This window comes from Aliiroseovarius halocynthiae (assembly GCF_007004645.1).
GTDB classification, from domain to species: Bacteria; Pseudomonadota; Alphaproteobacteria; order Rhodobacterales; family Rhodobacteraceae; genus Aliiroseovarius; species Aliiroseovarius halocynthiae.
Genome location: NZ_ML660019.1, coordinates 821,054 through 847,860, shown reverse-complemented (window position 1 = coordinate 847,860; position 26,807 = coordinate 821,054). Strand labels below are relative to the sequence as shown.

Annotated in this window: 29 protein-coding genes; 5 read left to right on the top strand and 24 right to left on the bottom strand. The window is 58.2% G+C overall.

Annotated elements, in window-relative coordinates:
- Window positions 1–551: 551 nt before the first annotated feature.
- From ftsH to ruvC, 15 genes are all read right to left on the bottom strand, one after another.
- Entirely contained in the window at window positions 552–2,468 is a 1,917-nt protein-coding gene (ftsH, locus tag FIL88_RS04285) for an ATP-dependent zinc metalloprotease FtsH (protein ID WP_142852562.1), read from the bottom strand.
- An 88-nt stretch (window positions 2,469–2,556) separates the two neighbouring features.
- Window positions 2,557–3,795, bottom strand: coding sequence for a tRNA lysidine(34) synthetase TilS (tilS, locus tag FIL88_RS04280; protein WP_142852561.1), 1,239 nt, complete (start codon window positions 3,793–3,795; stop codon window positions 2,557–2,559).
- Window positions 3,792–4,625 (bottom strand): tol-pal system protein YbgF, encoded by an 834-nt coding sequence (gene ybgF, locus FIL88_RS04275; RefSeq protein WP_142852560.1) that lies wholly within the window; start codon window positions 4,623–4,625, stop codon window positions 3,792–3,794. The genes tilS and ybgF overlap by 4 nt, the downstream gene beginning before the upstream one ends.
- A gap of 27 nt (window positions 4,626–4,652) precedes the next feature.
- Window positions 4,653–5,162: a peptidoglycan-associated lipoprotein Pal gene (gene pal / locus FIL88_RS04270; RefSeq protein ID WP_142852559.1), complete on the bottom strand. Its 510-nt coding sequence runs from the start codon at window positions 5,160–5,162 to the stop codon at window positions 4,653–4,655.
- A gap of 127 nt (window positions 5,163–5,289) precedes the next feature.
- Window positions 5,290–6,633, bottom strand: coding sequence for a Tol-Pal system beta propeller repeat protein TolB (gene tolB / locus FIL88_RS04265; protein WP_407642351.1), 1,344 nt, complete (start codon window positions 6,631–6,633; stop codon window positions 5,290–5,292).
- Between the two features lie 17 nt (window positions 6,634–6,650).
- Window positions 6,651–7,379: a copper homeostasis protein CutC gene (locus tag FIL88_RS04260; protein ID WP_142852558.1), complete on the bottom strand. Its 729-nt coding sequence runs from the start codon at window positions 7,377–7,379 to the stop codon at window positions 6,651–6,653.
- Between the two features lie 4 nt (window positions 7,380–7,383).
- Window positions 7,384–8,436, bottom strand: a complete 1,053-nt coding sequence (locus FIL88_RS04255) for a hypothetical protein (protein WP_142852555.1) — start codon at window positions 8,434–8,436, stop codon at window positions 7,384–7,386.
- 6 nt (window positions 8,437–8,442) lie between these two features.
- Window positions 8,443–8,925, bottom strand: coding sequence for an ExbD/TolR family protein (locus tag FIL88_RS04250; RefSeq protein ID WP_142852554.1), 483 nt, complete (start codon window positions 8,923–8,925; stop codon window positions 8,443–8,445).
- A gap of 1 nt (window position 8,926) precedes the next feature.
- The gene (tolQ, locus tag FIL88_RS04245; protein WP_142852553.1) at window positions 8,927–9,622 is read right to left on the bottom strand and encodes a protein TolQ; all 696 of its coding nucleotides are present in this window, start codon (window positions 9,620–9,622) and stop codon (window positions 8,927–8,929) included.
- 110 nt (window positions 9,623–9,732) lie between these two features.
- Entirely contained in the window at window positions 9,733–10,119 is a 387-nt protein-coding gene (gene ybgC, locus FIL88_RS04240) for a tol-pal system-associated acyl-CoA thioesterase (protein WP_142852552.1), read from the bottom strand.
- 2 nt (window positions 10,120–10,121) lie between these two features.
- Window positions 10,122–10,727, bottom strand: a complete 606-nt coding sequence (locus FIL88_RS04235; protein WP_142852551.1) for a class I SAM-dependent methyltransferase — start codon at window positions 10,725–10,727, stop codon at window positions 10,122–10,124.
- Window positions 10,728–10,868: 141 nt separating this feature from the next.
- Window positions 10,869–11,513: a hypothetical protein gene (locus FIL88_RS04230; protein ID WP_407642325.1), complete on the bottom strand. Its 645-nt coding sequence runs from the start codon at window positions 11,511–11,513 to the stop codon at window positions 10,869–10,871.
- A gap of 51 nt (window positions 11,514–11,564) precedes the next feature.
- On the bottom strand, window positions 11,565–12,626 hold the full coding sequence (gene ruvB, locus FIL88_RS04225) for a Holliday junction branch migration DNA helicase RuvB (protein WP_142852549.1): 1,062 nt from the start codon (window positions 12,624–12,626) through the stop codon (window positions 11,565–11,567).
- Between the two features lie 18 nt (window positions 12,627–12,644).
- Complete coding sequence (gene ruvA / locus FIL88_RS04220; protein WP_142852548.1) at window positions 12,645–13,346, bottom strand: Holliday junction branch migration protein RuvA; 702 nt, start codon at window positions 13,344–13,346, stop codon at window positions 12,645–12,647.
- The gene (gene ruvC, locus FIL88_RS04215) at window positions 13,343–13,849 is read right to left on the bottom strand and encodes a crossover junction endodeoxyribonuclease RuvC (protein WP_142852547.1); all 507 of its coding nucleotides are present in this window, start codon (window positions 13,847–13,849) and stop codon (window positions 13,343–13,345) included. Before ruvC ends, ruvA begins: the two co-directional genes overlap by 4 nt.
- A 357-nt stretch (window positions 13,850–14,206) precedes the next feature.
- On the opposite strand from ruvC, the gene FIL88_RS04210 reads away from it, so the two are divergent.
- Window positions 14,207–14,401 (top strand): DUF1127 domain-containing protein, encoded by a 195-nt coding sequence (locus FIL88_RS04210; RefSeq protein ID WP_142852546.1) that lies wholly within the window; start codon window positions 14,207–14,209, stop codon window positions 14,399–14,401.
- Between the two features lie 132 nt (window positions 14,402–14,533).
- On the opposite strand, the gene FIL88_RS04205 is transcribed toward FIL88_RS04210, so the two are convergent.
- The 7 genes from FIL88_RS04205 to rpiA all read right to left on the bottom strand — a co-directional run bounded on the left by FIL88_RS04205 (window position 14,534) and on the right by rpiA (window position 21,069).
- Complete coding sequence (locus tag FIL88_RS04205) at window positions 14,534–16,063, bottom strand: Do family serine endopeptidase (protein WP_142852545.1); 1,530 nt, start codon at window positions 16,061–16,063, stop codon at window positions 14,534–14,536.
- Window positions 16,064–16,164: 101 nt separating this feature from the next.
- Window positions 16,165–16,437 carry a hypothetical protein gene (locus FIL88_RS04200; RefSeq protein ID WP_142852544.1) on the bottom strand — a complete coding sequence of 91 codons (273 nt, stop codon included), beginning with the start codon at window positions 16,435–16,437 and terminating at the stop codon, window positions 16,165–16,167.
- On the bottom strand, window positions 16,434–16,625 hold the full coding sequence (locus tag FIL88_RS04195) for a DUF2065 family protein (RefSeq protein ID WP_142852543.1): 192 nt from the start codon (window positions 16,623–16,625) through the stop codon (window positions 16,434–16,436). Before FIL88_RS04195 ends, FIL88_RS04200 begins: the two co-directional genes overlap by 4 nt.
- Window positions 16,622–17,464, bottom strand: coding sequence for a protease modulator HflC (hflC, locus tag FIL88_RS04190; protein ID WP_407642350.1), 843 nt, complete (start codon window positions 17,462–17,464; stop codon window positions 16,622–16,624). Before hflC ends, FIL88_RS04195 begins: the two co-directional genes overlap by 4 nt.
- Before the next feature lie 29 nt (window positions 17,465–17,493).
- On the bottom strand, window positions 17,494–18,651 hold the full coding sequence (gene hflK, locus FIL88_RS04185; RefSeq protein WP_142852541.1) for an FtsH protease activity modulator HflK: 1,158 nt from the start codon (window positions 18,649–18,651) through the stop codon (window positions 17,494–17,496).
- Between the two features lie 129 nt (window positions 18,652–18,780).
- Window positions 18,781–20,148: a glutathione-disulfide reductase gene (gene gor, locus FIL88_RS04180; RefSeq protein WP_142852540.1), complete on the bottom strand. Its 1,368-nt coding sequence runs from the start codon at window positions 20,146–20,148 to the stop codon at window positions 18,781–18,783.
- Window positions 20,149–20,286: 138 nt separating this feature from the next.
- Window positions 20,287–21,069, bottom strand: a complete 783-nt coding sequence (gene rpiA / locus FIL88_RS04175) for a ribose-5-phosphate isomerase RpiA (RefSeq protein WP_142852539.1) — start codon at window positions 21,067–21,069, stop codon at window positions 20,287–20,289.
- A 130-nt stretch (window positions 21,070–21,199) separates the two neighbouring features.
- Here rpiA and FIL88_RS04170 point away from each other — a divergent pair, with 130 nt between their 5' ends.
- The 3 genes from FIL88_RS04170 (at window position 21,200) to FIL88_RS04160 (ending at window position 23,785) form a co-directional block, all read left to right on the top strand.
- The gene (locus FIL88_RS04170) at window positions 21,200–21,883 is read left to right on the top strand and encodes a glutathione S-transferase family protein (protein ID WP_142852538.1); all 684 of its coding nucleotides are present in this window, start codon (window positions 21,200–21,202) and stop codon (window positions 21,881–21,883) included.
- 67 nt (window positions 21,884–21,950) lie between these two features.
- Complete coding sequence (locus tag FIL88_RS04165; RefSeq protein WP_142852537.1) at window positions 21,951–22,304, top strand: YbaN family protein; 354 nt, start codon at window positions 21,951–21,953, stop codon at window positions 22,302–22,304.
- 101 nt (window positions 22,305–22,405) lie between these two features.
- On the top strand, window positions 22,406–23,785 hold the full coding sequence (locus tag FIL88_RS04160; protein ID WP_142852536.1) for an L-serine ammonia-lyase: 1,380 nt from the start codon (window positions 22,406–22,408) through the stop codon (window positions 23,783–23,785).
- A gap of 2 nt (window positions 23,786–23,787) precedes the next feature.
- Here the strand turns inward: FIL88_RS04160 and FIL88_RS04155 are convergent, their stop codons facing one another.
- Window positions 23,788–24,471 carry a thiamine diphosphokinase gene (locus FIL88_RS04155; RefSeq protein WP_142852535.1) on the bottom strand — a complete coding sequence of 228 codons (684 nt, stop codon included), beginning with the start codon at window positions 24,469–24,471 and terminating at the stop codon, window positions 23,788–23,790.
- A 132-nt stretch (window positions 24,472–24,603) separates the two neighbouring features.
- Between FIL88_RS04155 and FIL88_RS04150 the strand changes: the two genes are divergently transcribed.
- Window positions 24,604–26,472, top strand: coding sequence for a hypothetical protein (locus FIL88_RS04150; protein ID WP_142852534.1), 1,869 nt, complete (start codon window positions 24,604–24,606; stop codon window positions 26,470–26,472).
- A 55-nt stretch (window positions 26,473–26,527) separates the two neighbouring features.
- Here FIL88_RS04150 and FIL88_RS04145 read toward each other — a convergent pair whose 3' ends face one another.
- Window positions 26,528–26,806, bottom strand: a complete 279-nt coding sequence (locus FIL88_RS04145; RefSeq protein ID WP_142852533.1) for a DUF2842 domain-containing protein — start codon at window positions 26,804–26,806, stop codon at window positions 26,528–26,530.
- Between the last annotated feature and the right edge of the window lies 1 nt (window position 26,807).

Sequence of the window (26,807 nt, the reverse complement as noted above, 5' to 3'; positions counted from 1 at the left end):
TCAAGGCGGCCACATCCCTGTTCGCGCTGTGGCCGAATATCTTTCTCTGCATAACGCTCCAAATCCCGACAGACAGGGTGAAATCCGACATGTTTGCCGCCGATTTCGTCGGATCAATGACGCAGCGTTTCTGATCCGCAACGAAGGTTCTTGAAAGGCACCAATATTTCTAGCACGAAAACCACCTATGTTGACTTGGGTTTCCAAGTGAGCTGATCAGGCGCATGACGCCCCAGCCTCAAGAGATCCGGCATGATCGCAGCGGGCCGTGATATCCTGTTTACCCGTTGCTGCTTGCGTGGAACCGTTGTCATGTTCGCGCCACGGCGCAAGCGGGCTTCGCCGACGGATCCATCGGAATTCACCCTTTGCTGTGCATGGTAATGTTGCGCTTTGGCGTAACACCAGCCAAGTGATCGTTGCTGTGTATTCGGTGGGGGCACCGTGGGGCCTGTTCGTTTTCAAAACCCTGACCTGTTGGGCGAATAACAGCGACTCACACATTGTGTTACCTGAAAGACCCCCCAGAGCATTGCCCTGGGGGAGCCAATTCATGCAGTAGGTTCCGGTTCCAGCCCACCATCATCAGAAGACTTCTTGCGAGGCTTGGTCTTCGGTATGGCCGCAACCGACGGTGCGCTGCCCTCATCTGGCGTGTCATCGTCATCTGATGCGTGGGGTGGTTCACCCTTCATCACACGTTCAATTTCAGCACCGGTCAGGGTTTCATATTCCAACAGCCCCTGAGCAAGGTTTTCCCATTCCTGCTCATGGTCTTTCAGGATCTTGAACGCCGTTTCATAGCCATTCTGGATGAAGCCCTTCACCTCTTCCTCGATCAGCTCTTTCGTATGCGCCGAGACTGAGAAACCAGCGGTGTTGCCCTGATAGCCTTCATGCGCTTCAGCATAGTCGATATTGCCCACCTTGTCGGACATACCCCAGCGCATCACCATGGCACGTGCCAGACCGGACGCCTGCTGGATATCCCCAGCCGGCCCGTTCGACACGTTCTCTTCGCCATACTTGATGATCTCGGCCGCCTTGCCCGCCATGGTCATGGCCAGCTTTTCTTCGCATTCCGACTTGTGCCAGTTCAGGCGGTCAATCTCGGGCAAAGATACAACCATCCCCAACGCTCCACCGCGCGGGATGATGGTCGCCTTATAGACCGGATCACATTGCGGCAATTTCAGGCCGACAACAGCGTGACCAGCCTCGTGATAGGCGGTCTTTTCCTTCTGGTCGTCCGTCAGCACCATCGAGCGGCGCTCGGCCCCCATCATGACCTTGTCTTTCGCGTTCTCGAAATCTTCCATGGTCACGAAACGGCGCCCCACACGAGCAGCCATCAGCGCGGCCTCGTTCACGAGGTTTGCCAGATCAGCACCCGAGAAGCCCGGCGTACCACGCGCGATGATGCGCATGTCGGCATCGGGGCCCAGCGGTACTTTGCGGGCGTGGACGCCCAAAATTTTCTCGCGGCCTTTGATGTCGGGATTCGGCACGGTGACCTGACGGTCGAAACGACCGGGACGCAGCAGAGCCGGGTCCAGAACGTCACGACGGTTGGTCGCGGCCAGAATGATTACGCCTTCATTGGCTTCAAAGCCGTCCATTTCGACAAGAAGCTGGTTGAGGGTCTGTTCACGTTCGTCATTGCCGCCGCCATAGCCTGCGCCACGCGACCGGCCCACGGCGTCGATTTCGTCGATGAACACGATGCAGGGCGCGTTTTTCTTGGCCTGTTCGAACATATCGCGGACACGGGAGGCGCCAACGCCGACGAACATCTCGACAAAGTCAGAACCCGAAATGGTGAAGAAAGGCACGCCAGCCTCGCCTGCAATCGCACGCGCCAGCAGGGTCTTACCTGTTCCCGGAGGGCCAACAAGCAGAGCACCTTTGGGGATCTGACCGCCAAGGCGGCTGAATTTCTGCGGGTTGCGCAGGAATTCCACGATCTCTTCCAGCTCTTCCTTGGCTTCATCAATGCCTGCCACGTCGTCAAAGGTCACGCGGCCTTCACGCTCGGTCAGCATCTTGGCTTTCGATTTGCCGAAGCCCATTGCGCCCCCGCCCCCGCGACCTTGCATCCGGTTCATCATGAAGAACCAGAAACCAATCAGCAGGGCGACAGGAAGAAGCAATGAAACCAGATACATAAAACCCGATTGTTGCTGCGGTTCGGCAGTCACTTCGACGCCTTCAGCGATCAGCAGCTCTGTGACGGACGCATCACGCGGCACAACGGTTTGATAAATCTTTCCGTCGGCGGCCTGATAGACCAGCTTTTCACCATCAATGGTGACCGACTTTACGTTGTCGCCCTCAACGGCGGCGATAAACTCCGAATAGGTTGACTGAGACGATGCAAGCCCAGACTGGCCGTTCGAAAACAGGTTGAACAAGGCCAGGATGAGCACAAAAAGCACAATCCAGAAGGCGAAATTTCTCGCGTTGCCCAAGGGGGATCTCCTTTAGATGCCATAGCGACAGGACGCCAAGCAGTCTGCCGTGCGCCGTGTCCTTAAAATAGGGATGATTGGCCAAGGTTCAATGCGATAAAATAGCCTTTCGGAAATCAGCTTTTCCCGGCGCATAGATTTGAACGCCCTCTCGGGCGAAACCCGCCGCTGGGGCAGCCAGCAAGCGGTCACCTTGAAATACCGCTGGCGTGGTCATCAAGCGGGTACGCGATTGTCCCACATCACGCCAATCAGCACAGTCTGAAATCGCTTGCCCCAACACACGCACCTGCGCCGTTTCCGGCCCGGTAACGCACCAGCGCCCATCCCAGATGCCTCCGGGTGAGACCACAGCATCACGCAGCGCATTCAGTTCACGCCCCACGATCAGCTGCCCGGTCTTCAGTTCCAAAGTGCACCCGGACAGGGTGCGGCGTTGGCCGTCCAGCACCTGCGCCTCGGCCTCTTTTAAGGCATCATAGCGTGGGCGGTACACGGCGCTCGCGACGAATCGAATTGCGGCAGACAACAAACGATGGCGGGTTTCCGTGGGCAACGCGGCATAGCTGGCGTGATCAATGACAACCTCCCCCAGCGCGACATCTGCACATGTATCGGCCGCAGCTAACGCCGCCTGGGTCAGCGCCGCGCGTGCATCAGACATGCGACCAGCCGTGTTCACAAGCCGATCCCGATCCAGCCCCAGTTCAGCCAGACCTGCCATCGCCTTGCGGACCCGCACACGTTCGAACCGTGTGTCGTCGTTTGAGGGGTCGTCAATCCAACCCTGCCCGTTCGCCTCTAATACCCCACGCAGATCGTCGCGCCCCACGGTCAATAATGGCCGCAGCCATCGCGTACCTAACGCATCCCAATCGGTGCGCATCGCCGACAGCCCATCCACACCAGAGCCGCGCGCCAACCGCATCACGAAGGTTTCGGCCTGGTCGTCGGATGTATGCGCCACAGCGACCGCATCTAGGTTCAGCTTCCGCGCCCACGAGGCCAAAAGCTGATAGCGTGCAGTACGCGCACCGTTTTGCACGTTGCCTATTGGGGCCTGCGTCCATGTCAGCGTGCCATGACGCACACCCAGCACAGTGCAGCGCTCTTTCACCCAAGCGGCTTCTTGTGCCGCCTCTGGGCGTAACCCGTGATCCACCGTCGCTGCGTGCAACGTTACCCCTTGCGCCTTCGCCCAAGCGGTCGCCAAGACCAACATCGCCATGCTGTCACTGCCACCCGACACCGCCAGTCCAAGACGCGAAACGGGCCCGCGCTGGCGGGCCCGGTCCAGAGCATTCTCAAAAATTTGGGTCGGCGTCACGGGCAGCTCAGGGCTTGCCGCGCAGTTTGCGCATCGGCCACTGCGGGCGCGCCCGGGAAGCGCTTGCCAACTTCAGCCAGCGTCGCGCAGGCTTCGTTCACCTGCCCAAGTTCGCCCAGCGAAAAGCCCAGCCGGTACAACGCATCGGGCGCACGATCGTTGTTGGGCGCGCCAGAGAAAGCATTCAGATAGGCACGCGCGGCGTTCTTCACGTCGCCGGCACCCGTCAGCGCCTCTCCACGCTGGAAATGCGCCTCTGATGTCAGCGGACTGCCTGGATAATTTTCGACAAATTGCGTCAGCAACGTCGCGGCCTGTACATAATCGCCCGCCTCCAGCGCAGCACCAGCGGCGTCGAAATCCTGTTTCTCGCCGATCGCTAGCTCGCTTTCCGGCACTGTCGTAGGTGCCGGAGCCGCCACCGGCCCCACTGGTGCCGCCCCGCCCCCAAGGGTCGAAGTTTCGCCCAGTTTCGAAATGTCTCCGCCCTCAAGCTCGACCAGACGAAATTCCAGATCACCGATCCGGTTGGTCCCGTCTTTCACGATCGAGTTGATGCGAAACTCCAGCTGTTCGGTCTTCGAGGTCAGCCGCGACAGCTCGCCCTCGATGGCCGACATACGCTGCGACAGGCTGCCCGCACCGGTGGTCACATTGGCACTTCCGGTGGTCGACAGTTCGGTCTTCAACTTCTGGATTTCAACATACAGAACAGTTAGTTCCTGCCGAATATCCGCCAAGGACTGCGCACGATCCTGCGCGATTGCCAGACTGGGCGCGGCCACCAAAGCCGCCCCCAGCAACAAGGCTTTCAAGGATTTTGCAACCATATTTCAGGCTCCTTCCGTCCAGTCAGATCAGCTGGTCAGCGCGCCAGCCGCCAGCACAGTCACCGCACGGCGGTTCTGCGAATAGCATGCCTCGTCCGAGCAGATCTCGAGCGGGCGCTCTTTACCATAGCTGACGGTCTGCAAACGGTTCGGCGCAACACCGCGATCAATCAGGAAGTTCTGCACAGCCGAAGCACGACGCGCCCCAAGTGCAAGGTTATATTCACGGGTGCCCTGCTCGTCCGCGTGGCCTTCGATCACAGCAGTATAGCTGGTGTTTTCGATCAGCCATGTGGCCTGTTGGGTCAGAACCTGAACGGCTTCGGGGCTGAGAGCCGATTGATCAACAGCGAACAACACGCGGTCACCAATGGTCTGGTTGAAATAGGCGGGCGAGCGCGGATCTGACGGGCTACCAGCCACGAAATCTCCTCCAACACCGGTACCGTTTCCTCCATTTCCAAAGCGGTCGTTGTTTGAACAAGCCGATAGGGCCAATGCGCCCACGAACAGCGCAGTCATCGCAATATGTTTCATGGTCTTTCCTGTAACTTCTGCCCTGTCAGGGCGTGCTCTTTCATATTCTTGCCGGAAGTTTAGCACCTTGCCGACCGTTTGGAAACGGAACGCATCACGCGTTCCGTTCACTTATTTCAACACTAGGTTACTTTAACAACGGCGACCAAGCGGGGTCCGAGGCGGCCCCCTCAGTCAGAACGCGGCGCAGGTTGCGGCCAGATATATCGACCGAATACAGCGCAGCCTCACCAGCTGAACCTTGGCTTTCACGAGTAAACATGATCACGCGACCGTTCGGCGACCAGCTTGGTCCTTCGTCAAGGAACGACGCCGTTAGCAAACGCTCTTCTGATCCATCCGTGCGCATCACACCAATATGGAACCGACCCGCATTCTGCTTAGTGAAAGCGATCAAGTCGCCACGCGGCGACCAGACGGGCGTGCCATACCGCCCCTTTCCGAAACTGATCCGCTTCGCTTCGCCCCCAGATGCAGGCATCACATAAAGCTGCTGGCTGCCCGAGCGGTCGCTTTCGAACACGATTTGCGATCCGTCGGGCGAAAAGCTGGGCGCAGTTTCGATCGACGGGGCCTGCGTCAAACGACGTGCCTGCCCGCTGGCGATATCCATGGTATAAAGATCCGTGTTGCCGCCTGCTGACAAGGAATACACCACGGTACGCCCATCCGGCGAGAAGCGCGGCGCGAAGGTCATGGTGCCCTCTTGGCTGGACAATACGCGGCGCCCCACGGTGGCAACGTCCAGCAGATAAACCTGCGGGAAGCCCGTCTCATAGCTGGTGTACAACACCTGATCCCCACGGGGCGAGAAGCGCGGGGCCAATACCAGCGCCGAGCTATCGGTCAGATACTGCACATTCGCGCCGTCGTAATCCATGATCGCCAAGCGCTTGCGACGCGCATTCTTCGGGCCGCTTTCGGCAACGAACACAACGCGGCTGTCGAAATATCCGCTTTCGCCGGTGATACGGCTATAGACGACATCGGCAATCTTATGCGCCATGCGCCGCCACCCAGCCGCACCGCCCGAAAATTGCAGCCCTTCACCAAGCGGTTGGTTCGCCTCAACGTCAAAAACGCGGAACTTCACGTTGATATTGCCGCCTGAACCGCTGACCGCACCTGTGATCAACGCCTGCGCGTTGATTGCGTTCCAATCGGAATAGGCAACAGGGCTGGCAAAGCTGGAAATGCCCGAGATGAATGCATCCTGAGGGATCTCGCGGAACAGGCCCGTACTGGCCAGATCCGCCGCGATCACGCGCGAGATGGACTGCGCAATATCCGCCGATCCTCCGTCTTCCGACACGAAGTTCGGTATCGCGAACGGCAAGGGTTCAATCACACCATCTGTGATTTCAATCCGAAGCGGTCCATCAGATTGGGCGACAGTCGCCGTCACGCCCCCCGCCATGAATGCGGCACATGCAGCCAGAAGGCATGTCATTTTTCTGAGCTGGCCGCTCACGCGTTTAGATGTGCGTTTCATTGTTCCAACGCTCCCTTCATCATCTGCACCATATGCTTAGAGGTTGTGACCCGGCCACCGGCAGGGGAAAAATCAGAGAAAATCCGCTCGTCCACGATCTTGTCCGCGCAGGCGGCATGCGTCTCGGTTACGCCGGTTTCGCGCACCAACGCGGCCACGTTTTCATGCGTCAGACCGCAGCCCGCCATGACAGATATGCGTCCCGCAGCACGCGCAACCATGTCGCGCAGCATATCTGCGCCATCAATCGCTTCAGGCGCCGCGCCCGAGGTCAGCACCCGGTCGAAACCCAATTGAATGGCCGCATCCAAAGCCTCAAGCGGATCAGGCACCACATCAATCACACGATGCAATGTGCTTCCCATCCCTTCGGTCGCTGTCAGCAGACGCGCCAGTCGCGGCACGTCCAGCCGGTGATCTCTTTGCTGTGCCCCCAGCACGACGCCGTCCAACCCCGCCTCTTTCGCGGCCCGGATGTCCGCCAGCATGATCGCTTCATCAGCGTCCGAAAAGTGAAACAGACCCGAGCGTGGGCGGATCATGGCATAGACCGGGATCGACAACGTCGCCGCTTGCCGCATCAACCCAACGGACGGGGTCAGCCCGCCTTCGGACAGGGCCGAGCACAGCTCGACCCGGTCAGCCCCGCCCTCTTGCGCGGCCAGCGCTCCCGCGAACGTGTCCACACAGATTTCAAGCGGAGTGATATGCGTTGAACGGGCCATGGCTTTATTTGATCCTCATCTTTTCAGGATCGAAGGTCATTTCGATCTCGCGCCACTGGCCGTATTTTTCGGCAGGCAGATCAAAGCCACGTGCGCCACAGCGAATAATCGCGCGCCGCGCTGCCTGGAACGCGGTGTTTGCTGCAGCCTGACTGGGGCCGTCCCAGCTTTCCAAACTGATGTTTTCGGGCTTACCGTCGCGGTTCATTGTGACCAACGCGACGACGGTCGTTGACAACGCGTCCGTTGACAGAGACCCCACGTTCCAGCAGCGGCTGACGGCGACACGCAGCCCATCTTTCTCGCCGCGCGTCATCGGCGGGCCAAGTGGGATGTCTTGCGCAGGCGCGTCTTGCGTGCCACCTGCGACCTGATCCGCAATGGTATTCGCAACGTCATTCGCATCCGACGCTGGCGGAGTTTCAGGTTGCGCCGCGACTGGCTTCGAACGCGCGGGGCGCGACTTCGGCCGCTGCGAGGTTGCGGGCGCGGCAGACGGTTCCTCGACCGGCTCTTCGGCTTCGGTCACAATCTCGGTCGTCGCTTCGGGCGGCGCGGCAGGGGCGACCTCTTCGGGGGCAGGCTCGGCCTCGGGCGAAGGCTCGGGCGCCACGGCCTCGGTCGGATCGGGGGCGTCTTCCGCAGGCGTTTCTGGTTCTGGAGCAGCCTCGGGTGCGACGCGCGGCGCGGGCGCCGGAGGTGCAGTCTCGGTCACCGGGGCAGGCTCGGCCTCGGGTTGTGGTATAGGGTCGGGTTCTGGCTCCGGCTCGGGTTCCGGGGTCGGTTCCGGTTCCGGCATGGGTGCAGGCTCTGGCACAGGCTCCGGCTCGGGTTCCGGGGATGGCTCGGGACGCGGCGCTGGGGCCGATGTAGCATCAGGCGCGTTAGTTTCGGGTTTTGGCGCGCTGAGCGCAGCAAATTCATCTTCCGAGATAAAGGACACATCCGACACCTGCACAAGCTCTTCGTCGCGATCCCATGCAAAGACCCCGCCAAAAAGCACCCACAGGATCAACGCCCCATGAGCGGCTGTCGAGATATACAGCCCCTTGCGCATCCGGCCTTAGTTCCCCTGCCCGGTCAATGTCGGCCCACCACCTTCGGTCACAAACCCAATGCGCGAGAAGCCTGCGGCATTCAACGCGCCCATGATCTGCGCAGTGCTGTCCCAAGCAACCTGCCCATCAATCCGAAGGAAAACCTTGTCATCCACACGCTCTGCTGCAATGGCACGCAGACGCGGGATCAGATCGTCACGAGAAACCTCGGTCGTTTGCAGGAAAACCTGACCATCGGCGTTGATGGTGACGGACAGCGGCTCTTCCTCGGGGGCTTCCAGCGCCTTTGCTGCTGTCCGAGACAGCTCGACCGGAACGCCGACCACCGACAGGGGGGCGGCCACCATGAAGATGATCAGAAGCACCAACATAACATCGACGAAAGGTGTGATGTTGATTTCCGCCATCACGCGACGATGCTTGCCGCGACGCCGCCCACGACGGGCGCGCCGATCGGCACCCCCGCTGGATTGCACATTCGCGCCCATTTTAGCTGTCCAACTGGCGGCTAAGAATGGTGGCGAATTCATCCGCGAAGGCTTCATAGCCTGCAAGGATGTTGTCGCTGTCCACGCTTAGCTTGTTGTAAAACACCGCCGCCGGGATCGCGGCCAGCAGCCCCAGACCCGTCGCCAACAAGGCTTCGGCAATACCGGGGGCCACAACCGCCAGATTGGTGTTTTGGTGCTGCGCAATCTCGATGAACGCGTTCATAATGCCCCAGACGGTGCCGAATAGCCCAACAAATGGCGCGGTTGATGCCACCGTTGCCAAGAAGCTCAGCCCCTTGTTCATCGCCTCGCCTTCCTTGGCAATGGCCACATCCATCGACCGATCAATCCGCGATTGGGCATTTGCGATCAATCCGCCATCCGCCCGGTGCGAGCGTCGCCACTCGAGCATCCCGGCAGAAAAGACTTTCTCGGCCGATCCTGACGGGCTGGGACCGATTTGGTCAAACAGCTCGTCCAACGGCTCACCAGACCAGAATTTGCGGTCAAATGTCTCGGCCTCGGCGCGGGTGCGCCGGAATGCGATGAATTTCGTGATAATAATGGCCCAAGCCCAGATCGACGCAACAATCAGCAGAAGCATCACCAGCTTCACAGTGAATGTCGCACGTAAAAATAGAGCTAAGAAGGAGAAATCAATCTCCGCCGCTGCCGAAAGCGCTTCCGTTTCCATATCTCTGCCTCTGTACCGCCGCCTCTTTGGGCCGCTTTTCTGCACGAATGTTAGCGCATGCAAAGGCCTATGGCTATTAAAACCATGCCATCGGCAGAGATTGCCGCGTTTTAGTGCAGCAACTGGCGAATATTCGCCGGAAGTCGCGCGGGCGCACCATTATCAGCCACGCAAACGATGGTTACAACGGCTTGAAACAAGGGCTGATCGCCACGTTTGACCGCCTGCTTCAGAACCAACCGAGCGGCGGTCACCTGCGCGACAGTTGTTTCAACCTGTAACACATCGTCAAACTTGGCGGGCGCGATATAGTCCGCTTCGACCCGACGCACGGCAAAAACCAGCCCATCGTCCCGCATCGCATTCTGATCAATCCCAGTCTCACGCACCCAATCCGACCGCGCGCGTTCGATATACCGCAGATAATTGGCGTAATAGACGATCCCGGCCATGTCGGTGTCTTCATAGTAAACGCGGATGGGGAAGTGGTGCGCCACGGTTACTGAAGTCGTTTGATCGCAACCTGATGGCCAACACACCTTACAATCATCCAGTTGTTAGGGTTACGGCCAAGGAATGTACTCATCGCAGCAACCACACCATCGCGCCACCACCCCGTAACGGAGTAATCATCTACAATCAGAAAACCGCCGGTTTTCACCTTTGGCGCGGCCAGCGTCAAATCGTGCAGAACCGCCTCGAAGCGGTGATCGCCATCAATATATGCAAAATCCAGTTCGTCGTCGGCGATTTCGGCGCACGCGTCCTCGAAGCCACCACGTATGATCGTCGCCTGACCAGAAGCCGTTTCCGCTGCGAACTCTTCTTTGACATGCTTATATATGTCGATCATATTGTTTTTGGCACTCGAATGATACCAACTGCTCTTTAAGCCCGGATCGTCAAAGTTCTCCCACGGGTCGATCATGAACAATTTTTTTACGCCAACTTCGCGCAGCAGCTCAGCAGAGAATTCTCCCTTAAACACACCGATTTCTGCGCCCATACCATCAGCAAGGCCCAAACTTGTCATCATCCGAAGCCGCGCTGGACGCTTGCTGGTGGGCTGTCCCTCCAACTTTTCCTCCGGCTTATTGGTACCCATACGCTTCAGCAACGACCTAATATCCAACGCTCAATCTCCATAGATTCGATATACTCAGCTACAACTGAGGTAGAAACGCGCCAATCGCAAGAGTAAATCAACTATAGCGCTACTTGCAGCGCCGTGCTGCAAGAACAACCTCTAGGAATTCGGTAGCCGCGCAAACATCCGCAGCGCGTGGGATGCGTCATCGGCAGCAACGGGCAGCATTGGGTCATAGGCGGCTTTGACCAGTGCGGCGATCTCTGGGCGCAGGATGGTTTGCCCATCCGGCAACAGCGCAAGAGGGCTTTGGGTGGCGAAAATCTCATCACTCCACAGTAGCATCGCCTGAACGGCTTGGGTCAGGGCGATGGCTTCGGCAGGTTGCGCAGCCATGGCATCGGTCATGCAGACAAAAGTGAAACAGGCCTGAATGGCGTTTTGGTCGTCGAAACGGAACGCGCGATACTGGCTGGCCCCTGCCCCTTTCAGACGCGCAACTGTTGCGATCAGATCCGGGATCAGCTCGTCCAGTTTTGGAACCTCTAGCAATTCGTCCCAGTCGCGGAAGAAGAAGACCATCAGGTTTGCGCCCAGCTCGGGATCTGTTTCGGCCATTTTATGGTCTGCCAGTACAACCACTGCCTCGACCGCGCCTTTCACGACTTCCAGCGTCTGTTCTTCGACGCCAAAGACCACCGGCACGATCGGGCGCCCCCAACGTGCAAAAGTGAAGTTGCCATTCGAGCGGGTGAAATGTGCGGTCACATCAGCGGGGGTCATAAGCGGCGCGTCGGTCATCATTCTCTCCTTGATCGCGCCGGGTGTCCCCTATACGGGCGCGCGTTTCAAGCGTTATCCATCGAAGAGCTGCCCCTGCCCCGGCTTTTGCGGTGCAGGCGCAGTCAGGCCAAGATGGCTCCACGCCCGTTGCCCAAGCATTCGCCCACGCGGCGTGCGCTGGATCAGGCCTTGTTGCAGCAGGTAGGGCTCGATCACTTCTTCCAGTGCATCGCGGCTTTCGGACAAAGCCGCCGACAGCGTTTCGATCCCAACGGGACCGCCGCCATAATGTTCAGCCATCAGTCCCATATAGCGCCGATCCGCCCCATCAAGGCCCAGATTATCGACGCCCAACCTGGTCAGTGCATTATCGGCGATGTCACGCGTGATGCGCCCGTCGCCCTCAACCACCGCGAAATCCACGACGCGCCGCAACAGGCGCCCCGCGATCCGAGGCGTTCCCCGCGCACGTTTCGCAATCTCTCGCGCGCCATCTTCGTCCGCCGGAGCGCCCAACTTGACTGCATTGCGCGAGACGATCTCGTGCAACTCGTCCACCGTATAGAATTGCAATCGCGTCGGAATGCCGAAACGATCACGCAAGGGCGTGGTCAGAAGGCCCAGACGGGTGGTCGCACCCACCAAAGTAAACGGCTGAAGCTCGATCCGCACGGTGCGGGCCGCAGGGCCTTCGCCGATGACCAGATCCAACTCGAAATCTTCCATCGCGGGATAGAGCACTTCTTCGACGACCGGGTTCAGGCGATGAATCTCATCAATAAACAAGACGTCATTGGCTTCCAGATTGGTCAGGATCGCCGCCAGATCACCAGCCTTGGCCAAAACGGGGCCAGAGGTCATGCGGAAATTAACCCCAAGCTCGCGCGCCATGATTTGGGCCAGCGTCGTCTTACCAAGACCGGGCGGGCCGTGAAACAGCACGTGATCCATCGCCTCGTTCCGGCGGCGGGCACTTTCGATGAAAACACGCAAGTTTGCGCGCGCCTCGGCCTGACCGATGAAATCACCAAGCGCTTGCGGACGCAGGGCGCGGTCCACCTCGGCGCGTTCTTCCGGCGTGGGGGCCGGGCGCAGGGTCGGGTCGGGGCTGTGTGCAGGGTCCGAGATCGACATAACCTAATCCTTTAGCGCCTAGTCTTTAGGCGCAAGCAGTTTCAATGCAGCCCGGATCAACCCGGCAGTGTCCAGCGCCGGATCATCCCCCAAAGCCTGCGCCACGGAGGAGGCAGCCTCGCCGGGGGCGTATCCCAGGTTGGTTAATGCAGACAGAGCTTCAGCCTGCGCGGCGGGGTCAACATTTGGCGTTAAGGGCACTGCTTGCGCACCCGCAACTGCGGGTGTCTCGATGACCACGTCATCGAGATCAGGCTCAGGCGCGACAGCGCCTGAGCCTGCCCCAGCTGCACCCCCTGCTCCTGCCAACGCCATAACGCTGGCCGCCTTATCTTTCAGCTCGTTCACCACGCGCTGTGCTGTCTTGGGGCCGATCCCCTTGGCCGCCTTCACCGCGTTCCAGTCACCCAGCGCGATTGCGCGGCTAACGCCGTCCGCGCCTAGCGTGCCCAGAATGGCCATCGAGGCCTTCGCCCCCACGCCCTGAACGCTCATCAGAAGGCGATGCCACTCTTTCTCGACCAGAGACGTGAAGCCAAAAAGTTGCAGATTGTCTTCGCGGACAAGAAGGTCTGTATAAAGCGCCACGGCTTCGCCATTTCCCGGCAGGGCCGACATCGTTCGGTCCGAGACATAGACCAGATAGCCAACGCCCTTCACGTCGATCAGCACATGATCATCCGCCCGATAGTCAATGCATCCTGCGATCCGTCCGATCATGCTGTCGCCCTTTTCACTGCGGCCTCAAGCCGTCCTGCATTTTGTGCGTGGAAGGAATGGCAAATCGCAATGGCCAAAGCATCCGCCGCATCCGGTCCGGTGATTTGCACCCCCGGCAATTGCATCCGCACCATATGATCCACTTGTTGCTTGTCGGCGTGCCCCACACCCACCACGGCTTTCTTCACCGCATTCGGCGCATATTCCCCAATCGACAGCCCCGCCTGAGCCGGCACAAGCAGCGCGATCCCGCGTGCCTGCCCCAGTTTCAGGGTGCCGACCGCGTCTTTGTTCACAAATGTCTGTTCCACAGCCGCCGTATCCGGCTGAAACCGCGCCACTACATCCGAGAGTTGCTCGTGCAAGGACAAAAGCCGCGAGGCCAGATCCCCCGTACGCGACATACAGACCCCGTTGGCCACATGTGACAGGCGAGTCCCTTGGGTATCAACGACACCCCAGCCCATATTTCGAAGTCCCGGGTCAATGCCTATGATGCGCATATCCTGCCCTGCTCTGTTATTTCACGGCCTTTCCGGCGCGTTTTTGTGTCGCGCCAAGAACTAGCACGAAACAAGAACATAGGCCAGCGGGATTTGGCGTGAAACAATCCGGTGTGTGCGCAGCATGCCAAAGCTCAAGGCACCAGCAAAAAATAATTTCACTGAACGCCGACCGATTATGGTTAATTTCGCCAATTTCCGACCAATTTCGACCCTGTTTTTTCCGAAAGCGACCCGTTGCAGAAAACGCATACGGGACATGCAAAAAACCGTGCTTGTGGGGGCGAATTTTCGGCCCTAGATGGCGCCTCAGAGCAAACAAGCTCACCCAACCTCTTTTTTGTGAAGGACACGAAAATGGCTGCTTTCGAAACCATGACTCCCGTAACCGGCGGTGTCTTCGGGGGCCGTCTGTCCGACGCCATGCGCGGTATTGTTGCCGCTGTGGTCGCCTGGAATGACGCTCGCGAAACCCGCAACGCACTGTCGAAACTGACAGATCGCGAGCTTGAAGATATCGGGCTGTGCCGCGCCGATATCGACACGATCTAAGACCTCACCACTCACCAATCTGTTTGACCTGAACAACACTGTTCAGGACCAGACAAAAAGAAACCCGCGCCGATTAGCGCGGGTTTCTTTTTGCCCGCCAGATACGCTCTGGCGGGCTATTTCTTTTTTGGCCTATTCACCCAGCGACAATGCCACAAAGCGCGGGTTGCCGTCGCGACGCACCAAAAGCAGAACCGACTTCCGCCCGCCATCACGCGCCACCTGCAAGCTGTCCTCCAGATCTTTGATCGAGGTCACCGGCTGTTGCCCGGCTTCCGAAATCACATCACCAGCGCGAATGCCCTTTTCGAAGGCCTCGGTGTCTTCGTCGATGTCCAGAACGGCAAGCCCTTCTTCGCCCGGGTTCAGCCCCAGTGCTTCGCGCGAGGTGTCATCCAACGGAGCCAACGACATGCCCAGAAGCTTGCTGGGTTCCGCCGGGGCCGAAGGTGCTTCTTCACCTTGGTTCGAGGCTGCAACCGCATCTTCGCGACGCCCAAGCGTCACAAGAATGGTTTCGGTCTTACCATCACGCAGGATCATCACGCGCACAGCCTTGCCGACAGGGGCATTGCCCACAGTGCGCACAAGTTCGCCCGAATCTGTGACCTCGACTCCGTCAAAGCTTAGGATCACGTCGTTCACCTGAATGCCCGCATCTTTCGCAGGACCATCCGGTACATCCGTCACCATCGCGCCGTCCGTGCTTTCCAGACCCAATGCCTCGGCAATGTCATCTGTGATGTTCTGAATACGCACACCCAGCCAACCGCGGCGGGTTTCGCCGAACTCCTTCAACTGAGCAACCACACGATCCACCACGGCCGAGGACATGGCAAACCCGATCCCGATCGAGCCACCATTGGGGCTTAGGATTGCGGTGTTCACGCCGATCACCTGACCGTCCATGTTGAACAGCGGACCGCCCGAGTTTCCACGGTTAATGGCCGCATCGGTTTGAATATAGTCGTCATAGTTACCCGACAGTTCGCGGTTGCGCTGTGACACGATCCCAGCAGACACCGAAAAACCTTGCCCAAGCGGGTTACCCACGGCCATCACCCAATCGCCAACGCGCATGATGTCGCTGTCCCCGAAACTGACATAGGTCAGCGGCTCGTCGCTTTCGACTTTCAGAAGTGCAATATCCGTGTTGGGGTCTGTACCGATCACCTTGGCTTCCAGCTGCTCGTCCCGGTCGAAAAATTCGATCAGAATTTCATCTGCGCCTTCAATGACATGGTTGTTGGTGACGATGAATCCATCTTCAGAAATGACAAAGCCGGACCCCAAAGCCTGACTGCGACGCTGGCGCGGTTCGGCCTGATCGCCATTCGGACCTTGCTGATTGCGCTCTAGGAAATCGCGGAAAAACTCTTCAAATGGGCTGCCTTCGGGGATCATTGGCTGCGGGCCGCCTTCACGACCTGCCACAATGGTCGAGGTGGTGATGTTCACCACAGCCGGGCTGACCTGCTCGGCCAGATCCGCGAAGCTTTCCGGCGCACCGCGTGCGTCTACCCGAATGGATGTTGCCAACAAAGTGGCGACCGCAAGGATCAGGGCCACAAAACCCCGATAAAACTCTGACTGCACCTGCCTGATGGCGTATGCCTGCGCTCTCACACTACTCTCCTTTTCGATAACTACCGGATGAAACATCCGCTTGAATGATAGTCTCTAGATAGGAGCGGGAAAGCGCAACGCAAAGTTTGGAATGCGATCTCACCGGTATGTGAACGTGCGTAACACAGCGTGAGCAATCAGACGGGAATCACGGTCACATGGCACATGTCGCCGGTGCCCAATTCAGCCTTGTAACATTGCACCTTGGTCAGGTTGAAGAAATACGCGTCCGACCCTTTTCCCCAAGGGTGAATGCGACGATGGAATAGCTGACCATCATTCAAAGATACTTGAGCATCGAAAGAGCCCGAGAACGCGCGGGCGATCTCGGGCTTGATGATAATATAGCGGGGCAGATCATCTTGCTTACGCAAAATTACTGCCTCAAACCGGATCGCGGTCTGCGTCATGGGCGAATGCCTGATAGCCAGACAAGAAGCACTCCAAGCGCCAGCGCCACCAAGCCAATCATGCGCCGTTGATCGCGCGACATGGACGCCATCATCTGAACCAGATCATCCAGACGCGAAGGGGCCAGTGCGAACACCAGCCCCTCGATCACGAGCACAAGCCCGATGCCTAGCAGAACAAGGCTCATTGGCGCCCTTGTTCTGATTCCAGATAGTCGAAGAACTCGCTATCTGGTGAAATCACCAGCGACGAATTGCCCGTCGTCAGAGATTTCTCATAGGCTTCCAGCGAACGCAGGAAGGTAAAGAACTCGGCATCACGGCCCAGAGCATCCGCCAGAATGGCGGTACGGCGAGCGTCTGCTTCACCGCGAACGATCTGCGCGTTCTTGCGGGCTTCCGATACGGTTTCCACCACGGTACGATCTGCGGTCGCACGAAGACGCTGCGCGGCTTCATTACCGCGGGCGATTTCGTCTGCGGCCAGACGCTGACGTTCGGCGCGCATCCGTTCAAATGTGGCTTCAAGGTTCTGCTTGGGCAGGTCGGCGCGCTTGATCCGCACGTCAACGATATCAACGCCAAGCGACAAAGCTTGCGCACGCGCCTGATCGCGGATCTGGTTCATCAGAACCACACGGTCTGCCGACAAAACAGCGCCCGAGTTCACTTTACCCAGAACCTCGCGCAATTCAGCGTTCAGGATCCGTTCAAGACGCGGACGCGCACCTTCGATCGAGCTTGCGCCAACCGCACGGCGGAACTGTTTGGCATCCGCAATGCGCCAACGGGCAAACGCGTCGACCTCAAGACGGCGACCATCGGCCGGGGTCACTTCCAGCTTTCGCGTATCCAGCGGCAAGATCCGGTCATCGTATTTGACGATCTCGTGCAGGAACGGAACTTTGAAATTCAGGCCCGGCTCGCGGATTTCGGCTGTTACTTCACCGAACCACAGACGTAGCGCGGTCTGCCGCTCATCAATGATATAGACTGCCTGCAACGCACCAACGACCAGAGCGAACATGACAAAAAGAGCGATTTGAGTACGTTTCATCAGTTCGACCCTCCGCTGTTTGATTGTGATTTGTTCAGCTCGTTCAGGGGCAGATAGGGCACGACACCGTTGCCACCACTGATGGCCTCATCCAGAATGACCTTGTCGACGCTGGTCATGACTTTTTCCAGCGTTTCCAAATACAGACGTTTGCGGGTGATGTCCTGCGCCTTCTGGTATTCTTCGAACACAGCAAGGAAACGTGCAGCTTCACCTTCGGCTTCGTTCACGACCTGTGCGCGATAGCCTTCGGCCTGCTCTACCAACTGAGCCGCTTCACCACGGGCAGCCGCCACAACGCGGTTGGCATAGGCGTCGGCCTGTTTCTGCAACGTATCGCGGGTCTGTTCTGCGGCTTGAACTTCACGGAAGCTGTCGATCACTTCTGCGGGCGGGTCAGCGCGGTCAAAGTTCACACGCACGATGTTCACACCCGACTGATAGCCATCGAGCGTGGACTGAATCAGTTCTTCCAGCTCTTGCGCAATAACACCACGGTCCGAAGTTAAGACCGGTGCCAGGAGCGAGCGCGCGATAATCTCGCGCATGGCGGATTCGGATACGGCCTGAATGGTGTTTTCGGGAGCGGCCAGGTTGAACACGAATTTTTCAATGTCCGAGATGTTCCACACGACCTGGAAATCAATGTCGACGATGTTTTCGTCGCCGGTCAGCATCAGGCCTTCAGATGTGCCATCACCGATGTTGATGACATTCTCGCGGGTCACGGGGTAGATTTCCTTGGTCACAACGGGCCACGGGGCGAAATTCAGACCCTCTTGCCCGACGCCATAGCGCTCCCCAAACAGCAGTTCGACCGATTGCTCGGACGTGTCCACGCGATAGAAACTGGCAAAGACCCAAACCGCAGCCGCAACCAATGCGATCAGCAGAATCGAGCCGCGCCCAATACCGGGACCACCTGCCCCTTGGCCACCCTGACCGCCGCCTTTTCGGGAATCGCCACGACCCCCCATCAGCACGCGCAGCTGTTCTTGGCCTTTTTTCATCAGCTCGTCGATTTCAGGGATCTGGGGGTTGTCACCGCCGGGGCGATTATTTCCGCCGCGGTTGCCACCATTATTCGAGGGGGGACGTCCGTCAGAGCCGCCACGGTTTCCACCGCCGCCCCAGGGACCGCCATTATCGCTGGCCATCTGGTCCTATTCCTTCCGTGTTGAAAACAGGGTTTCGCGCTCATAACTGGCCCTTCGGGCGCAGAATTTCAAGGCAAAGGGGCCGCAATGCGCCCCCTTTTCACATGTTTAGATGCACTTATTGCTGGATCAGTCGCTGCGCGTGGGTGACTTCATCAGCACGATCTCTTCCGACATGGTCGGATGAACGGCCACGGTTCGGTCGAAATCCGTCTTGGTTGCGCCCATTTTCACAGCCACAGCGGCCAACTGAATCATCTCGCCTGCGCCGTCGCCCACGATATGCACACCCAGCACTTTTTGAGTGGCCTGGCTGACAATCAACTTGAACAGCACGCGCTCGTTCGACCCGATGAAGCTTTTCTGCATGGGGCGGAAGGCGGCACAATAGACGTCGACTTTTTCCTGCACGCGGGCGTCTTCCTCGGACAGACCTACCGTGCCGTATTCCGGTTGGGTGAACACGGCCGAGGCGACATTCTCGTGATCCGGTTTTGTCGGATTGCCGTTAAAGACTGTTTCCACAAAGGCCATGCCTTCGCGGATCGCAACCGGGGTCAGGGTGATCCGGTTGGTTACGTCGCCCACCGCATAGATCGACGGGACCGAGGTCTGGCTGTAGTCATCCACGACCACTTCGCCACCACGGCCTAGCTTTACGCCTGTTTCTTCCAGACCCAGACCGTCGGTATTCGGCACACGCCCCGTTGCAAAGAGCACCTGATCGAAGGTTTCTTCGCGCCCATCCGTACCTTTGACCCAAATGGCGCCGTCGCGGCGCTCCATCCGCTCGACCTCAAGGCCCACATGCAGGTCTACACCACGCTCGCGGATGTGTTCGGCCAGGAAACCGCGCACTTCATCATCAAAGCCGCGCAGGATTTGTGCGCCGCGATACCATTGCGCCACATGGCTGCCCAGGCCGTTGAAGATACAAGCAAACTCTGTCGCGATATATCCACCACCCACGATCAGGATCCGCTCAGGGAAGTCTTCCAGATTGAACACTTCATTCGAGGTAATCCCCAGCTCGGCCGCACCCGGTGTATCGGGAATGAACGGGCGTCCGCCGGTGGCCACCAAGATGTGTTTGGCGGTGAAGGTTTCACCGGTCGACAGCTCGACTGTATGGGCATCCTTCACAACCGCGCGTGCGTTGTAGATGTCGGCACCCGAGTTGCCGAGGTTGCGGGTGTAGATGCTTTCCAGACGATCCAACTCGGCGTGAAGTGCCGGGCGGAATGTGTCTTTCCAGTCAAATTCACCACGCGCATTGCCCTTCCAACCATAAGCAGCCGCGTCTGCAGCAGCGGGCCCATGTTGCGAGGCAAAGACCATCAGCTTTTTCGGCACACAGCCACGGATGACACAGGTACCGCCCATACGGAACTCTTCCGCCAACGCCACTTTCGCGCCGCCCTCGGCTGCGACGCGACCAGCGCGAACGCCGCCCGAACCGCCGCCGATCACAAAGAGGTCATAGTCAAATCCGCTCATTTCCGTTGCCTTTCACGTCCCACCCGACCGGGTGCGCATCACATATAGGTTTGTCGTCGCAGAAAGTTATGCATTTGGGGCGCGGCTTTCCACCCCCGGCTCCTGACACAATGATCACGAATCCGCGCTCAGTGCGGATCACAGGTTGGCAAAGATATTGCTGGCTTGCTCAACATCCATCAAAGCTTCACTGATTGTACCGTTTTCCAGATCCGTCACCTCGACACGGCCATCTCCGTGCCCGGCGACAACCACATCGCAGATATCAATGAACAAGCCGTTTTCAACGACGCCTGGCACCTGGTTCAGCGCCAAAGCCAGTCGGCGAGGGTCGCCAATGCGGTTCAGGTGCAAGTCTAGGATATGGTTGCCAGCATCGGTCGTGAATGGGCTTCCATCAACCCGGCGCACTGCAGCCTCCCAGCCAAGCACGTCCATTCCTTCCAAAACGGCTTCGACCATTGCGCGGGTGGTTTGCAATCCGAAGGGCACCACTTCGATCGGTAGCGGCGCCGCGCCGAGATGTCCAACTTCTTTGGAGTGGTCAGCGATCACGATCATCCGATCCGAAGCGGTCGCGATAATTTTTTCCTGTAGTAGCGCTCCGCCGCCGCCCTTGATCAACGTCAGCTCGCCGTCATACTCATCTGCGCCATCAATCGTCACATCAAGCCACTTCACATCATCCAGTCTGGAAAGACGAATCCCTGCGCCCTCCGCCAACTCCGCCGTTCGCTGGCTACTGGGTACGCAGACGATGTCCAGTCCGTCGTCTTTTATACGCTCGCCGAGATACCGGATCATCCAAGCCGAAGTTGAGCCCGTTCCCAACCCAACACGCATACCATCTTCAACGAACTGAACCGCAAATTTAGCGGCAATGCTTTTGGCCGCATCAATGGGGGATAATTGGGCAGACATGATTACGAATCCCTTAGATATATAAAATATTGGGAAATTTATAGAGGTCCCACCGCGTCTTGGCGAGCATGCTGCGGCCAAAAGTGCGATTTTTCTGGTCACAGCGCGTTGAATTTGTTTGGGTCGCCGCATGTTGAAACTTCACTACGCCCCCGACAACGCCTCACTAATCATCCGCCTTGTGTTGGAAGAGCTGGGCACCCCCTATGAAACCGTTCTGGTGGACCGTGCCAGCAATGCACAGCACAGTGCGGCATATCTGAAGGTCAATCCGATGGGGACAATCCCAGCGCTTGAGACGCCGGACGGGGTGGTGTTCGAAACCGCAGCCATTCTGATGTGGCTAGTCGACCGCGCGGGCCAGATGGCTCCGGCAGTAGACAGCCCGGATCGTGGGGCATTTCTGTCGTGGATGATGGTGGCCTCGAACGGGATGCAGACGGACCTGCGGCAGCATTTCTACGCCGAACGCTTCACGGCTGGGTCCGTCGAAGATCACCGGCGCATTGTCTCAAAACGCCTGCAAGGGCATCTGGATCGCTATGAGGCGCTGCTGGGCGCCAAACGCAGCTGGTTCGGCGGTGAAACGCCCACGGCTTTGGACTATTATGTGGCTGTCCCATTGCGGTGGTTTGCGCTGTATCTAAGGGGGGATAACTGGTTCGATTTGAACACGTGGCCGCGCCTAAAAGCCCTTGCTCAGCGGATCGAGGCCCGGCCCGCAATGCAAGCCGCCATCATCGCCGAGGGTCTGGGACAGACACCGCTTAGCGCGCCATCGCCTGCAAATCCCCCTGAAGGTGCTGCGCTTTAGAACCTGTTAAGTCTGGACAATTTGCAGGCATCACGGGAAGGTGCGCGCAGTAACTTGGGCGCAAGACATGAGCAAGTTTTTCTACATCATTCTGGGATGGGCCGCTGTCGGGCTTGGCCTTTTGGGCGTCATTCTGCCCGTCCTGCCAACCACGCCCTTTCTTCTGGTCGCCGCATTTGCATTCGGCAAGGGCAGCCCGCGCGCCCGGGCGTGGCTGATTGACCACGCACATTTCGGCCCGTCAATTCGTGATTGGGAAGAACGCGGCGCGATCTCGCGCCGGGCCAAAACCCTAGCCGTCAGTATGATGACACTGGTCTTTGTCATCTCGCTGCTAATGGGGGTGGCGTGGTGGATCTTGGTGTTGCAGGGCACATTGATGGGCGCGGGGGCAGCCTTTGTCCTGACGCGACCAGACTGATCAGGCGGCAGGAACGCGATTGGGATAAAAACTGTCGCTTTTCCACGCACATATCCGCGCGAAATCCGCACAATGGTCTGACGAATTGAAGCGAGGTCATGATGTTCCTGTCTGTTTTCGACATGTTCAAGGTTGGGGTTGGTCCCAGTTCCTCCCACACGATGGGACCGATGGTTGCGGGGGCACGGTTTCTGGACCTGCTGCGCAGCCAACCTTTCGAAGTGCATGGCCTGAAAGCATCGCTGCATGGATCACTGGCATTTACCGGTGTCGGCCACGCCACCGACCGCGCAACCATTCTGGGCTTGGCAGGCTTCCTGCCCGACAGCTATGACCATGCCAAGGCGGAGGCCGCTATGGCCGCGATCGCGGAAACCCATACTGTCTCGCCCGACGGATTGGGCACACTGAACTTTGCGCCGAAAACCGATCTGATTTTTGACTATGACCACCCCCTGCCCGGCCATGCCAACGGCATGCAACTGATGGCCACCGACGCGCAAGGCGACGTGGTGGTGCGCGAGACCTATTATTCCATCGGCGGCGGCTTTGTGGTGACCGAAGCCGAACAAGCGCAAGAGGCCGCCCTGGACGCGGCAGACGCGAAAACCCACCCCTATCCGTTTGAGAATGCTGTTCAAATGCTTCAGATGGCGAAGGCGTCGGGAAAAAGCATCGCAGATATGAAACGTGCGAACGAGCTGGAGCATATGGGTCCTGCGACGCTGGCCGAAAAGCTCGACCGGGTCTGGGACGTCATGCAGGATTGCATCCAACGTGGCTTGGCGAATGACGGTATCCTGCCCGGTGGCCTGATGGTCAAACGCCGCGCAAAGGCCATCTATGACAGTCTGATCGCCGAGCAAGGTTTGAACCTCACCGCACCGCATACGATCAACGACTGGATGAGCGTCTATGCCATGGCGGTGAACGAAGAAAACGCCGCAGGTGGGCAGGTTGTGACCAGCCCGACCAACGGTGCGGCCGGGGTATTGCCTGCGGTGGTTTACTATTGGCTGAACCATGTGCCGGGCGCGTCCCCTTCGCGCATTCACGACTTCCTGCTGACCGCGTCAGCCATCGGGGCGATTGTCAAACACAACGCGTCGATTTCGGGCGCAGAAGCTGGCTGTCAGGCCGAAGTCGGTTCGGCCAGCGCGATGGCTGCGGCTGGCCTGTGCGCCGTCATGGGCGGCACGCCTATGCAGGTTGAAAACGCGGCAGAAATTGCATTGGAGCATCATTTGGGGCTGACCTGCGACCCGGTGCGCGGGTTGGTTCAGGTGCCCTGTATTGAACGCAACGGGCTGGGTGCGATCAAAGCGGTATCAGCTGCGTCGCTGGCCCTGCGCGGTGACGGCACGCATCTGGTTCCGCTGGATGCCTGCATCAAGACGATGTTCGAAACCGGTCAGGACATGATGGAGAAGTACAAAGAGACTTCTTTGGGCGGGCTCGCTGTAAACGTTCCCAACTGCTAGTGTTAAGGGCACAGCGCCGGGTCGCCCTGCCACAATACGCGAACGACATCCCGCAGATATCTTCGTGGCAAAATGACCAAAAGCCCGTGCCCATCGGCGGACAGGGTGACGGGTCCCTGGCGCACCTCGTTCGACGTGCCGATCTGGCCCCATGGCGCAAATTCCAACCCATCAACCGGCCAGCGCAACCCACCGCCATGCCCGACCACGCGGGCCATCGGGAACAGCGAAAGGCGGGTCCCAACCGGAAGGTCCAATGTGACAGGGTGGGACAGGTGAAAACAGATATCTTCGTCGCCGATGAGAATCGCCGGTTTGGCAGCCTGTCGCACCAGCACGGTGTAACAGGCCAATTGGTGGTCCATCCGCTTGCCCGTAAATCCGACGCACAAGATCACCGGGGCATCGGCCAAATCCAGTGCCTTATCGAAATCTGTTCGATTCTGATCCGGCGTTTCGATCACAATTTCGGGATCCACAGCGAACAATGTCTCCGCCGAGACCGAATCCAGATCTCCACAAACAGCCAGCAAATTATGACCCAAAGCCAACACCATGTTGGCCCCACCATCCACACCGATCAAATTTGGAGCCATAGTTAACGATTCATCAAGATCTTGCGCAGCAAGCTGCCCACCACCTAGTAAGGTAATACCAGAATCTTGGGGGGGGATTTGACAACTCATGACTAAATTTGATCCAATTCGTCGTGGGCGCCACAATTCGGCCCCAAAAAAACACCACCCGCATCGCGCTTTTGCGCATTTTGGGGGGAATATGTAACCTTGTCGTCGCTCTGGTTTGGAAAGTGAGTTTTAATGGGTAGCAGCAGCAAGATCCTCACAGTTTCTTATGGCACATTTTCCTGTACGCTGGAAGGGTTCGACGACCCCTTTAGCGCAATGAAATCTATTACCGAATACTTCCGTAGTTTGTCGGAGAGTGACCCGAGTTTCGGGGCCGAACCCGCATCTCCAGACGCAGCAATGCTTCTTGAGATTGCACAGCGCGAAACGCTGATGCACGTTGACGCCCGGATTGAGGATCAAAGCATCATTCTGCGTCAAAGCGAGCAAGACCGCGAGGATCGCACTCCCGAACCCGTCGAAAACGACATTCCCCATGTCCAAATGGAGGCGCCGAGCGAGAAGGCACTGGCCCGCGATATCGTTGTCGAAGAAATCGATGTCGAACCTCAGGAAGAAGAGGCAGGGGCCACGCATGAACTTGAGATCGAAGATGCCTTCGCCAAACTATCCCGTCTGCGCGAAGCATCACTTGGCGCCGATGGTTCGGACGAATTTCTTGAAGACGAGCATGCCTCGGGTGATGAGAAGACCGATCTCGGAGATCTTGACGAATTCGATGACTTAATAAGCAAACACGCCCTGGCCACCGATGAAAACCCGACACCACCCCAAGCGCCAGATGATCGACTGGCAATGCGCCAACGTGTGAAAGACCGCATCGCAATCAACGATGCGCAAAACTCTGTGGCTGAGCCCGCTCTGCCCCCGGTTCTGCTTGGTGACGACGCTTCTGTAGCTGTGGATGTAACCTCCCAGGTCTCGCGCGTGCTGCGTGTCAAACGCAAACGGCAGGACGACGAGGGTGAGGACGCGCTGTCGAATACAGCAATGGGCGCGCCTGTGATCGAGCATGTCAACGCCATTGCTTCGGACACCAAGACGGAACAGCCCATGCAGGGCGAAACCACGCCTGAAGACATCGAGCCGGAGATTGCATTGGGCGACGACGCTTCAACCATCGCACCAATGCCCCTTTTATCTCTGGACGCTCCATTGCATGGCACGACGCCGCAGGCCGAAAGCCGGGCAGAGGATGCAGCCACTTCAGAATCGCATCTCCACGACGAGATTGAAGCGTTGCTATCCTCGATGGAAGAAGAAAGCCGCGTTGACGCACGTCGAGAGCGCCGCGCCAACATCTTTGTTGATCAAGAAACTGACGAAAATGACACGTCGGTCGAACGAATTCTGGCACAAACCAACAACCATATGGACAGCCACGAAGTCTCGCGCCGTCGCAACTCGATTGGTCACTTGAAAGCTGCTGTGCAAGCAGCATTGGCCGACAAATCCGAAGGTGGCGGTGAGGACGATGAAGACAAATACGAGACACAATATCGAAGCGATCTAGCAAAGGCTGTAAAGCCGCCTGAGCCGGAAAGTAATGCGCAAAATACCACAGATGCAGACCAAACACCGCCTTTGGTCTTGATTTCGGAGCAACAGATCAAACAGCGTAATCCGGAACAGACTCCCACAACTGACAATGCGCGTAATCGCGTCGTTAGCCCACGCCGGGTCAATCCTGGCACCCCGCAGTCTAGTACAGATGCGGATGACGCAGAAGCTGAGCCATCCGGCCGCATCGCCCGTGATGAACTGCGGTTCGCGACCTACGTTCAAGAGCAAAACGCAAGTGACACTGCGGCCTATCTGCGTGCCGCAGCCGCATTTGTCACGCAAAGTACACGCCAGCCAAACTTTAGTCGCCCTGAGGTGGTCTATCTTGTGACGACATTAGATGTACCGGGAGGCATTACTCGGGATGACGCGTTGCGGGCGTTTGCTCGTCTGCTGCGTGATGGCGACTTCATAAAAGTGGCACAGGGCAGTTACGCGTTAGCAAAGACCGGTCACAATGGGCTGCAGACTGCATAATCTGCCTTACAGTGACATTCTCCAAACTAAAAAGGCCCCGATCTTGGGGCCTTTTTTAGTCTTCACCCTTGTCTTTTAGGGCATATTTCCCTGCCGGATCATGGGGGTACTCGGCCTCGTCCACATCCGGGTCGGCTTTCCCGACGCCCAGAAACACGTTTTTCAAGGGCAGCATCCACAAGAAGCCAAGCACCGCGTAGACGATGAACTCAAGCCAGATGGGTGGCCGGTTGAACAGGCTGACCACAAACACCGCTGCGATGATGTAAAGCGGAAGCCCAACGACCAACACCAGAAGTGCCAGTCGCTTACGTGCTTTATATCCCAGCGCCATC